The 11410-nt window shown below is 60.4% G+C and carries 10 protein-coding genes and 2 pseudogenes; 8 read left to right on the top strand and 4 right to left on the bottom strand.

Annotated elements, in window-relative coordinates:
• From NKK50_RS29715 to NKK50_RS29690, 6 genes are all read left to right on the top strand, one after another.
• On the top strand, positions 1 to 2339 hold a 2339-nt coding region (locus tag NKK50_RS29715), incomplete at its 5' end, for an SPM autocatalytic domain-containing protein (RefSeq protein WP_352544285.1).
• Between the two features lie 72 nt (positions 2340 to 2411).
• A complete protein-coding gene (locus NKK50_RS29710) occupies positions 2412 to 2780 on the top strand; it encodes a hypothetical protein (protein WP_023834007.1) in 369 nt (122 codons plus the stop codon).
• A gap of 34 nt (positions 2781 to 2814) precedes the next feature.
• Entirely contained in the window at positions 2815 to 3564 is a 750-nt protein-coding gene (locus NKK50_RS29705; protein ID WP_023699960.1) for a lytic transglycosylase domain-containing protein, read from the top strand.
• Between the two features lie 98 nt (positions 3565 to 3662).
• Entirely contained in the window at positions 3663 to 4862 is a 1200-nt protein-coding gene (locus NKK50_RS29700) for an ABC transporter substrate-binding protein (RefSeq protein ID WP_023736104.1), read from the top strand.
• 13 nt (positions 4863 to 4875) lie between these two features.
• Positions 4876 to 5589, top strand: coding sequence for a thermonuclease family protein (locus NKK50_RS29695; RefSeq protein ID WP_245260260.1), 714 nt, complete (start codon positions 4876 to 4878; stop codon positions 5587 to 5589).
• 165 nt (positions 5590 to 5754) lie between these two features.
• A complete protein-coding gene (locus NKK50_RS29690) occupies positions 5755 to 6507 on the top strand; it encodes a GGDEF domain-containing protein (RefSeq protein WP_023687765.1) in 753 nt (250 codons plus the stop codon).
• 240 nt (positions 6508 to 6747) lie between these two features.
• Here the strand turns inward: NKK50_RS29690 and NKK50_RS29685 are convergent.
• Positions 6748 to 7496, bottom strand: a pseudogene (locus NKK50_RS29685) (hypothetical protein).
• 931 nt (positions 7497 to 8427) lie between these two features.
• Complete coding sequence (locus NKK50_RS29680) at positions 8428 to 8649, bottom strand: hypothetical protein (RefSeq protein WP_023744445.1); 222 nt, start codon at positions 8647 to 8649, stop codon at positions 8428 to 8430.
• 73 nt (positions 8650 to 8722) lie between these two features.
• Between NKK50_RS29680 and NKK50_RS29675 the strand changes: the two genes are divergently transcribed.
• Both NKK50_RS29675 and NKK50_RS31435 read left to right on the top strand, forming a co-directional pair.
• A complete protein-coding gene (locus NKK50_RS29675; protein ID WP_245265753.1) occupies positions 8723 to 8998 on the top strand; it encodes an SOS response-associated peptidase family protein in 276 nt (91 codons plus the stop codon).
• A gap of 704 nt (positions 8999 to 9702) precedes the next feature.
• Positions 9703 to 9865 (top strand): annotated as a pseudogene (locus tag NKK50_RS31435) (sunset domain-containing protein); the annotation flags it as partial.
• Here the strand turns inward: NKK50_RS31435 and NKK50_RS29670 are convergent.
• Both NKK50_RS29670 and NKK50_RS29665 read right to left on the bottom strand, forming a co-directional pair.
• A complete protein-coding gene (locus NKK50_RS29670) occupies positions 9793 to 9969 on the bottom strand; it encodes a hypothetical protein (RefSeq protein WP_155929682.1) in 177 nt (58 codons plus the stop codon). The pseudogene NKK50_RS31435 and the gene NKK50_RS29670 sit on opposite strands and share 73 nt — an antisense overlap.
• A 1161-nt stretch (positions 9970 to 11130) precedes the next feature.
• A complete protein-coding gene (locus tag NKK50_RS29665; protein ID WP_023714697.1) occupies positions 11131 to 11376 on the bottom strand; it encodes a hypothetical protein in 246 nt (81 codons plus the stop codon).
• Between the last annotated feature and the right edge of the window lie 34 nt (positions 11377 to 11410).

Here is an 11410-nt window from a genome sequence, read left to right as displayed (position 1 = left end):
TCAAGGACGGCGACGGCGACACCTCGCACACCACGCTGACCATCTCGATCGGCAACTCGCCGCCGGTGATCACCGACCTGACGCCGGCCGCCAACGGCGGCGACGTCACCGTCAACGAGGATGACCTCCTGGCCAGCCGCGGCGTTGGCGAGTCGGCCGGCTCCGACACCTCGAAGGAAAGCACCACCCAGGGCGGCACCTTCACCATCTCCTCGCCCGACGGCATCGCCTCGCTGACCATCGACGGCCATGCCTTCATCACCAACGGCGTGTTCACCGCCAGCTCCTTCACCACCGCGCTCGGCAATACGCTGAACGTGACCGGCTACAATCCCGCAACCGGCACCGTCAGCTATACCTACACGCTGCTCGACAACGAGGCCCATGCTTCCGGCGCCTCCACCAACAGCCTGTTCGAGAACCTTGCCGTCTCGCTCACCGACCAGGACGGCCAGAACGCCACAGGCACGCTGTCCGTCAACATCGTCGATGACGTGCCGACATTGGGAACCGTGCAAAGCCAGCAGGCAAGCACCGATACGTCGCAAACGCCGGCCGTTGGAACACTCCACTTCGTCCCCGGCGCCGACGGCGCCGGGGCCACCATGACGGTCACTGCCAACACAACAGGCATCACTTCGGCCGGCCACAACCTCATCACGGAGCAGTCCGGCAGCGTGTTGACCGCCTATGCCGACAACAACAACAACGGAAGCCATGATGCAGGCGACACGGCGGTCTTTACCATCACCGTTAATCCGAATGCCGGTACGTCGGGGCAGTACACGTTCGACCTTTTGGCACCTTTGGACGGCACTGTCAGTAATGTCTCCGTTGCATCGAGCGGCGCCTTCGGCTCCGGCCCCAGCAATTCCATCGTGGTGACGGCGGGCGGTCAGAATGTCGTGATGGTGACCGGATGGGCGCCAACGGATGCCGGCGGCTCCTTCACCTCACCACACGAGACGGCATGGCTGGCCGGCGGCATGCCATCGTTGACACAAACAAGCAACGTCAACGGTTCGTCAGCAGGTTGGGGCCTCGGCAACAACAATTTCGACGGAGGCGAGTTCATGCGTTTCGATTTCGGGACGCCGGACGACTATGACGGCCCGGGCGGCTATACGGCTCCGGCCATCACCCTCGCGACTGTTAGCTATGCCAAGTTTTCGTTCGATGCGGTTACCGCCGGCGACAAGATCGAGTTCGTCGCCCACTACACCAACGGAACCACGGCTTCCTTCACTCCGGCGGTCGGTGCGACGTTGCTGACGATCACATCGCCTGCCGGAACGCAGATCGCATGGGTCGACGCCTATGAGTCGTCGGGCAAGACCAAGCTGAACCTGACGGATGTCGGGGTCACGAGCACCACGGTCGACCATACAATTCCGGTCGCGTTGCAACTCACGGATGGCGACGGGGACACAACAACGACGGCGAATTTCACTGTCCACGTGGCGGCCGGACTGATACCTTTTGCCATTGCCGCTCCGGTCGTACTCGACCTCAACCATGATGGAATCCACACCACCGATCTGACGCACTCCACCGTTTCGTTCGACTATAACGGCGATGGCGTCGCTTCGAAAACCGCCTGGGTCGATACGCATGACGGTATCCTGGCGATCGATCTCAATGGCGACGGCAAGGTGAACAACGGTTCGGAGATCGTGTTCACCCAACATGCCGCCGGCGCTGCGACCGACCTTGCCGCGCTCGAGCAGCTCTATGACACAAATCATGATGGCAAGCTGACTGCCGCCGACCACGACTTTGCGCAATTTGGTGTCTGGCAAGATGCCAACGGCAACGGCGTGTCGGATTCGGGCGAGTTCAAATCTCTGGCCGCCTTGGGTATCGTCGAGATCGGCCTCGATAGCAACAATCAGCACTCGGTTTCGGCGGACGGCTCGGTCTTGACCTATGGCGAAGCCACCTTCACGACCGCCGACGGTCAGATAGCCGCGGTCGGCGACATCGGCTTCGGCAACTACGATAACGCTAGCTCCGGAAGCACGGCCGCCATCGCCGGCACTTCGGGAGCCGACACGTTCAAGATCGACAATCTAAACATCAAGGATCTGATCGCCGACTACCATGCCGGTGAAGGGGACAAGATCGACTTGAGCGCGTTGTTCGACAAGGCGCCGGCCGGCAACATGGCCGACTATGTGCATTACGACACCGCGACCAGCACCGTGAGCGTCGATACCAGCGGCTCGGGCAACGCGGCCAACTTCGTGGATGTCGCCGTTCTGCAGAATGCGCCTGCCACCGGCACGATCAACATCCTCTACGACGACACACAACATCAACAGCACACGGCCACGATTTAGCACTTATGCGTGGCCGTACTCTCATGCTACATATTAGCGAAACATAAAACCGCAGTTTGGAGAGGGACTTAAATGAAGCGTTGTGCAAGATTGCTGGCTTCGGCCGCGGTGCTGCTGTTGGCTGGATCGACGGGCTATGCCGCCGACATCATCGACGGGCCGGTGGCCGACTATTGCCGGTCCGTCGGCACATCGAACCTGGTGTTGAACGACAACATCGTCGATCTCAAGGTCCAGGTGGTCAAGCTGATGGACGAGTCGGTGGCCGTCGCCAACAGCTCGGAATGGATCAATTCGTCCCGCCCCGCCTTCGTCTGGGCGTCGGAAGCCAAGGTCGCCTGCGGCATGGCCTATGGCTACCTCAAGACGAACTACAAGGACGAGGACACGCTCAACAAGTGCGAGTGCTTCCACGACCGCATGGTCGAGTACATGAACTGACCGAAAGGGATCAAGTCGCGCCGACAGGCTGACGATGATCGCCCGTGGAAGATTGTCGAGAGCGATTGCCGGAGCGATCGCACTGGCCGTTTTTGCCCCTGAAGCCCGTGCCAACTGGCTGGAACGACCTGCCCTCGAGCAGCAAGCTCCGTCCGGCTTGACGCGGCCGGTTCGCTGCGATTTCGCTCCGGAATGGACGCGCGAGACATTCAAGGCGTTCGCGACGTGCCAGGCATCGCTCTACGGCCTGGAGCCGGTGCTGGCGCACGCGGTGATGGAGATCGAAAGCGGATTCGATCCCGATGTGCACGGCGCCGATGGTGAAGTCGGGTTGATGCAAGTGATGCCGGCGACGGCGCGAATGCTTGGCTTTCGCGGTTCGCTCGACGAACTCGCGGTCCCTGCGACCAACATCGCGCTCGGCGTCAGATATCTGGCGCAGGCAAACAGCCTTGCCGAAGGCGATCTTTGCACGACCGTCATGAAATATCGCGCCGGGCACGGTGAAACCCGGTTCTCCGAACTTTCGGTCCGCTACTGCCGGCATGCGCGCGCAATCCTGGCGAGAGAAGGTTTTGCGGTGGCCGGCCCGCTACCGGTGGCGACGTTCGGATTCTCCGCATTCCCGACAGCAGGAGACGATGGTGCCCCTGCCCCGGCGAGGCGGATTTGTGTGCGCCGACTGTTCGTGCCGGGCCCGCGATACATGAAATGCACGGACTATCGAAGCGCCGGGCAAGCCAGAATGATCAAGGCGCTCCGGGCAAAACTTTTCGACGGCTGAGCCATAATCCAGCAATTGCAAAGACGGCGAGGCAAGTCTGCCGTAAGATGAACGGATGAGACCGGGACAAATACCCGGCGGGATATGAGGGAGGCATCATGGATTCTGGCCGGCAGCGACACGGTTCGTGGACGTGGGCGATCGTCTTTGCGTTAGCGGGCATAGTGTCGGGCTGCCAGTCGAAAGGCAGCGTCTCGGACGCGCTCGACCAGGCGGCGATCGCCGCACCCGGAGCGCCGGCCGCCGGCACCGCTGCCAGCCCGGCCCAAGCCACGCGATCGCTCGGCACCGGGTCGACGAAGGTCACGATGCTGCTGCCTTTGTCGGCCCCGGGAGTCGCCGGCGAAAACGGCCGGAAGATGCTCGATGCGACCAAGCTGGCGATGGCCGACCTTGGAAATGTCCTGCTCACGGTCACGGTCGAGGACACCAAGGGCGACAGCGCGCACGCCAGCGAATTGGCTGTGAAGGCGATCACCACTGGAACCAAGATCGTCATCGGCCCGGTCGAACTCGCGGCCGCGCAGCACATAGCCAAGCTCTCGGGATCGAAGCGACCGCCGGTGCTGGCGCTGGCCGACAATTTCGCCGGCGGCCCGGGCGTCTATGCGGTGCGCCTCAACGAGGCCGACAGCGCGGCCGCGGGCGCAGCCGGCCTGGCGGCCAAAGGCAGCAAGAAGTTCGTGTTGCTCGTCGCGGCAGGAGCGAATGCCGGCGCGGTTGAAACGCGGGTCGCCAACAGCCTCAGCATCTATGGCGCGACGCTCGCCGTCACCATTCCGTATCCGGCCGGCGATGGCGGCACCAAAGTGGTCAATGATATGGGCTCGCTGGTCGAGGCTCCCGATGCCATCATCATCGCCAGCGGCGACGACAATCCGGCGCAGATCCTTGCGGCGCTCAAAACGAAAGGCATTCCTGGAAAAGCAGTCGCCGTCATTGGAACCAACCGCTGGCTGGAACATCCGATGGAGCCGCTGTTTGAGAGCTCCTACATCGCCACGCTCGACCCAACCGAAACCGGCCCGATCGCCGACCGCTTCAAGACGACCTACAATTATCCAGCCGACGCCAATGTCGCCTACGCCTATGATATGGTCGCCCTGACAGCAGGAATTGCAAGTTCGGCCGGGCCTGACGGCTTCAGCAAGCAGGTGCTCGAAAATCGGAGCGGATTTCGCGGATCGACCGGCCTGTTCCGGTTTCGGGCGGATGGCTCCAGTGAGCGATCCATGCCCTTCTACCAGGTTCGAAAAGGTGCACTCAAGCTGGTCGCCAAATCGACATCGGGGTATTGAGGGGCAAGGAACCTTGCTTGAGTTGATGGGCTGGCTGAGGCACAATCGCTTGATATTGCTCGGAAGCCTGCTGCTCCTGTCCGGGGTCTTGTTGATAATCCGGGCCGCCGATCTGCTTCCCATCGATCGGCCGATACCAGCGCCGCGTCAATCCATCGACGATAGCCAGCCAATGCGACCAGTTGCGACCGTCGCCAATACGCCATGGCGAGGACGGGCACGCAAGATTGCTCAGGACCTTATCGCGCCGCCACAGCTTGATTCGGCGCAAATCGAACGGGTCGAGCCGCGCCCGCCGCTCAGCGACCTTGGTCTGGCCGCGCCTGCAGGGATGCGAATGCCAAAGGATTGGCCAGGGGTCTTGCTTTACCAACCGGTTGCCACCTCGTCGGCAACCTTCGAATCCATGGGGCGCAAGGTAGTCATCAGCGGGATCCAAGGCATTGACCTGGATGAGACCTGTTCCTTTCGTGGCATCGCCTGGCCTTGCGGCCAGCGTGCGCGCGCGACGTTCAATTCCTGGCTGCGCGGCCGGGCGCTGAAATGCGTCGTGCCGCCGGAAATCGATCGTTTTGCCATTGCGGCACCGTGCAGCTTGGGCAAGCAGGATGTCGGCGCGTGGCTTGTTTCCAATGGCTGGGCGACGGCCTTGGCGAGTGGCATCTATGGCAAGGCGGAGGCAGTGGCCAGAGACGCGCAGATGGGGATATTCGGCCCGCCGCAATAGCCGATAATTCGGTGTCGTTGCTTTTGCCGCCGTAGCCTTGCTTTTGAAGGGCTGATTTCGGGCCGATGGTAGGTGATTGCGCCATTACTAAAATTGTATGTTTCCTCGAAACTGAAAGTGCAGCACCTTGGCCTTATGACAGCCGATCAGGCGGGAGATTGGCTAATGATGACACCAATGGCGAATAGCTCGCCCCGGCAATGGAAAGATATCGCATGGCTGACTGCCCTGGGATCGGCGGGAATTCTGCTCCTCTCGGTTGGCCTAAATTATCTGCTTCTGTTCTCGGAAGCCTTGACGCCCTTCGGCCGCAGCATGGTCACAGCGATCCTCTTGCCGGTCATCGTCGGTGGCCCACTTTTCCTGTTCATTGGACTGCAGCGGACCGAGCTCGTCCGTTATCGAAGAGAACTCAACAAGTCGGCGACCTTTGACAGCCTGACAGGCTGCCTCAACCGGACAGTCTTCACGTCGATGGTCGAAAGGAGAGCAACCAGGCCGGAATCGTCTGGTCCAAGATCTGGCGCCTTCCTGGTCATTCATCCCGAACACATCAGGTCCATCAATCTGCGCTTCGGCCTTGGCTGGGGTGACGAAGCCTTGCGGCTCATAGCCTCGACCATCCAGTCATCGGTACGCAAGGAAGATCTGGTGGGCCGGATCGGAACCTCCATGTTCGGGGTCTTTCTGCCCGGTGCGACAGAAGACGACGCCAGGGAGATCGGCGACCGTATCCGGGCGCGCGTGGCCCAAGCCTATTTCGCGCCAAAAGGAACCGCGGACACGCTGACCATCAGCGTCGGCGGCGTGGTGTTTGAAAACGAGTTGGAATTCGAGGACATGTTCCGATCGGCGGAATCGCTGTTATCCGGCGTCGAACGCCAGCCCGGATTTCAATTGTCGCACCTCCACAACTAGCTGAAACAAGTCGTTGCCGGAGGAACACCGCCGCAAATGTCTTGCCGCACGGCTGCGGCAGCGATCATCTTGGCCCTTGTTGCCAAACCGGACGATTGACCCATGGGCGGTTTCAACCCGTGGGAGGTCTGGTTCCTGACGGTGCTGACGGCATCGCCGCGCATCGCTGGCAGTATTTGCCGGACCGACCAAGTTCTGGTTGCCGCTGGTTGCAGCAACCTTGATCGCCTTGATGGCCGGCTATCGGACCATGCTGCTGCCGCCGAACTCCTGACAGGTCGAGACACCCGCCGCGCGAGTAGCATCAGGTTCGGCGCTCAGGGTACGAGCGACAAAGCTTGAGGCACACAGATGCTGGATCCCCACGGCTCTCTCTTCATCGGTGGGGATCACAAGCGCGTCGACGTCGGAACCAGCAAGGCTGATGACCTCGTCGCCTCGCCCATTCAGCTTGTGGTCGATATTAACCGCAAGCCAGCCGGCCACAGCCCCGGCCCTCTCTCGAATATATGGCGCGTTTTGGCGTATGCCTGCCTTGAACACCAGCGTGTCCAGTCCGCCTATCGCAGCGGCCAGCGACCCGATCTCGCGTGCGATACGATAGACGAAGAGATCGACTGCTTCGGCGGCAAGAGGATCATCGGAGTCGATTAGCGTCCGCATATCACCGGATATCCCCGACACTCCGAGCAGGCCGGATTGCTCGTAGAGAAGGGTGACCAATCGTCCGTCTGCAGCTTCCGGTCATTCAGCAAATGGAGGGTGACGCCAGGATTGAGCGCGCCGCAACGCGTGCTCATGACGAGGCCGTCCAATGTCGAAAACCCAACACTTATTCCAGCATTCATGGCGCACAGACTGGCACCGCTGCCGAGATGGGCGACGATCACCTTGCCGCCAGCTGCGGGTCCGTAGCGGGTCCGAAGCTGCGAAGCGATATGGCTATAGGTAAGCCCGTGAAACCCATAGGAAATGCCGGCATCGGTCATCGCATGCGGAAGGCCATAGATCTTGGCGATCCGAGGCCGAGCGTATTCTTATGGATGACGATCTGGATGCGCCCAGGTAGTCGTCTTCATACGTGTCCTCGCCATACGGAGTTCAGAACCCGCCTAATTGCACGTGGTTGCCGCCGATTACCGCACGCATCGTTGCAGGTTCTTTCGAGACCGGGAGGCTTAGCTACTGTGACAGGCGCCAACGAAAGACCGACAAATTGACGAACAGGCCCAAAGCCATTTCACTCTAGCGGAAAGACTTAGCCAATAACGCTCAATTCAAACTTTGAGAATTAAGCGTAATCATTGATGTAGTAAGTTTGTGGGCCCGGAGGGTCAGCGTTTTCTACAGGAAATCAGTACGTTAGTGGATGGTTCGCCAAGCCGTTTCTCTCGTATTCTCTCGTATGGTCTGGCGAACCAAAGGCCCAAGAAGACAACTAGTTCCATGCGAGCTGTATTTGAGCATGGTAGTATGAGCGCTGCCGCATTTGGCCGGAAGCTGACTGGCCGCTTCTGGCGCAAAACGATAACGGACGTTTAACCTGGTCTGGTTCAAGTACCGTTGTCGGGTTCAAATCGCGTGACCACGCCAATGGTACTCCAGTATGGCGCTTCGGAACCTCCAGGTTGCGGGGCCTTGTGATCGCAAGTAAACAGTCGCGGAATTTGGTCACACGAAATGCCAATCGCCGGTTTCGAACGTCCGCAATTCGTGGCGTCAACGATATATTGCACACCGACGGGACCTTACTGACCGATGCCGGCCTGCTCGCCTGGAGGCTGGGGAGGAGCGGCCCGGGGAGTCTCTGGGCCGGCGTCGGTCACCGCTGGCATTACGCTGTTGCCGGCGGAAGCTGACAGTCATTGTGATAAGGGCAATTCGCCCACCTCGTGGTCAAACTGCGCGGCCGTGAATGACCTACTGCATTCCGCGGAGGGAATTCACGTCGGCGCAGAACTCGGCGTAGGGCTTGCTCATTGCCGCGTCATTGCATTCGCGCATGATCATTTCGCGCATGGCCTTAGGCTTGGCCATGAAGACCGCCTTGAACTCGGGCATGGACTTCAGTGTCTTCATCGAGGCATCGGTGTAGAATGGCACGATATTGTCGACGACATCAACCGCGCCGGCAACTGCCATGCTCCCCAGATTGCCGGCCGAGCACCCGCCGCGTGAACGTGCTGCTCAGGGAGAACAATAGCGAACGCGCTCATTGCCTCTCCCTTCGCTGCCCCAGCCAGGCCACGCGCCTTTCTCGTTCGCCGGGCTTTGGGCTTACAATTCCAATCTCGACATAACCAGCTGCACCATCATCACAGAGCCTGCCGCAGAACCGATGAAGCAGTTGCATGATCAACAGCCTCTCATTCTCTACCAGGCATACTATGACGTCTGGCTGGACCCGGGGACCAAAGGACCAGCCTCAAGGACATTCTCAGCCACGACATCGACGGTCAGCTGCAGTTCAACCGCGTTGGACGTGAGGTGAACACGAGCGCCGTCAACAAATTTCCCAACGACCATCCCGGCCTGGTCGGGCGGAGCCGGCGACTTTTTCTGTTCGCCGAAATCGTCAAGCACGCCCCTGCTGGGGCGAAGCTTTCTAAAGCACGCTCCGACCACATATTTTAGGAGGGCGGGATGACAGAGCGTGAGCAAGAGATCGTCGCGAATGCATGGGCACTGGCTACGGGCGCACAACAAATCCTAGAGGCGCTTCTCATCATGCTGAAAAAGTCGGGAACGTCGCGCGAGCTTCGATTGCCGGGTAGCCGGGAAGTGGACCATCAGTTAGGGGTCCGTAGCTAGAGCGTGATAAAGCAGCAAACACACTATCATAGAAACGGCGCTGCCTAGCAGCTGGTCTGCCGTCAGGCCGGAAAAATAGACAAGATGAAACGCCACCAACGCTCTACCAATCACGGTTCGGAACACTGCCGAAATAACCGTTAGTCGGCGCTAATGTTCCGGTCGGGACTCGCTACCGCTTTGGAAGCATTCTGCACTCGGGGGAGAGGGCGTGGGCAAAGTCCAGCGTCATCAAGGTGCGGATCAGGCCGACCGCTGGCGCAAGAACGCAAAGCGGCGGTGGATGTGGCGACGGCAATATCTGCCGGCGCTGGTGATGGTTCCCTGACCGGCTCATCCCAGCTGGCTGGCTGAGTGGCACCCGCACGGCCGGCGCGGGGAGCCTGCGATATCAAGGGCAACATTTCCACCAGTACCGATGAGCGATTTATCACGTTCCAGGGCAGGAGCATTACTGGAAGACGACGATCAGTTTCAGTACAGCGAGCGCTGGCTGTGCAGCGAGGCAGAGGCATGGGCCGCCGGCTGGCGCAAAGCAAGGCGGTAGCGCGGTAGCCACCACCATGTGCAGGCCCACCAGCCCGTCATCATGGTCCGAACCTGATCGCACCCGCCGACCTTGGTCTCAACGTCGTTGATTGGCACTGCCACGCGGCTTTCCTTCATTCGCATGGTTCGCAGAGATTAGCACGATCGCATACTCTCATCATCCGGCGTCGTCTCCCTCACAAAGCAGCGCCGGTAAGGCTCGGCGCCCTTCTTGTTTGTCCCGTGTGCCAAAGGAGGTCGCCGGGCCTGCCGTTGCTCATCTTTGCGGGTTGCTCCTGATGGCTCCGCTTGGCGCCGTGGCCCTGCGTCTTCCTTCGGGTAAGGCCGGCGAGGCGCTTGTCAGACGGCCTGGCATGTAGAATTATGGTCCTCGTTGCGGCGACGCCCTCAATGGAGAGCGCCAATGGCCAGAACAAACCTTCCGAACAGCTTTCCCGGGCTGAAATCGAGCGCTTCCTGGCGGCAGCCGAAGCGCTGCACAAGAGCATCGCCGGGCCGCTCCTGGCGTACCACAGGGAGCACTGCCAAGCTCTACCTGAGGCCCATGGACCCCTGTTGAAGTCGATTGAGACGGTCACCGGTCAGAAGGCGCAGTTCATCCGCTGGAACGGGACAGGACCGGCACAGCCCCGGAGAAGCCTCCGGGCTGGTTCTCCTCGCGCAACTCTCGCGCCGCATCACCTCTAAGAGCAGTTCGAAGACGCTTTCGATTTCGCCGTTGATTTGGTCGGCAGGGATGCCAGGCTTCTCGGCCGCTGTCGTCAATTGGTCTGCTAAGTCGCTGGCGGCGATCGGATCGCCCTGCGCCACAATCGCGGCGCGGAGGGGTTTTATTAGCTCCCCCTCATCTTGACGCCGGCGCCGGCTGCTCCAAAGTCTTGGGCATGGCTCGGGGAAGTATCAAAGTTGGCGACGAGGTCGCAGTCACGGCGATTGTGCGCGGCCGGGTGACGCCCGATCGCATAAGCGTGACGATCCCCTCCTACGACTTCCCGCATTCTGTTGTCGATTCGACTTGGAAGGCTGTGATTGGCCAGCATATGGAATTGATCGGCCCTGTCACACGCATCGACGGGGACAAGGTAACCGTCAGCCTCCGGCCATTGGTGACTGTCGACGCCGAGCACGTGCGCCTGGTCGAAAGCAACGTGGCGCTTCCGCGAGCGCGAAAAAGGCCGCTCGTTGACAAAGTTTAACTTGCCTGCCCACCCAAGGAACGGCCAGTGAAACTTTCCCCATCACATCGGCTCTGGTCGCCTCCCGCTAGCTGCCGGCGCGTTGCGATATCGGCGCAGTAGACGGGTCGGCATTTTCCGAACTTTCCGACATCTCGTCGCGATGACGTTGGCGAAGGCGCTTCAGCAGTTCGCGTGAGGCTTGGATCGCCCTGCGCGATTGATCCATGTTCTGGCGAAACGTGGCGCGTTCCTCCATGGACTTCTGCCACTTCAGCAAGGTAGCCGTAGTCGCAGTGGCCGCTTGAGCGATATCTATGGGCGTTGCAACCATCGCATCCTCCCAAAAAAGGCAATGGTAAACGCAA

This window comes from Mesorhizobium sp. M0001 (genome assembly GCF_040324255.1).
In the GTDB taxonomy this organism is placed as follows: Bacteria; Pseudomonadota; Alphaproteobacteria; order Rhizobiales; family Rhizobiaceae; genus Mesorhizobium.
The sequence above is the reverse complement of the archived record's forward strand: the minus strand, read 5'-3'. Positions and strand labels throughout refer to the sequence as shown.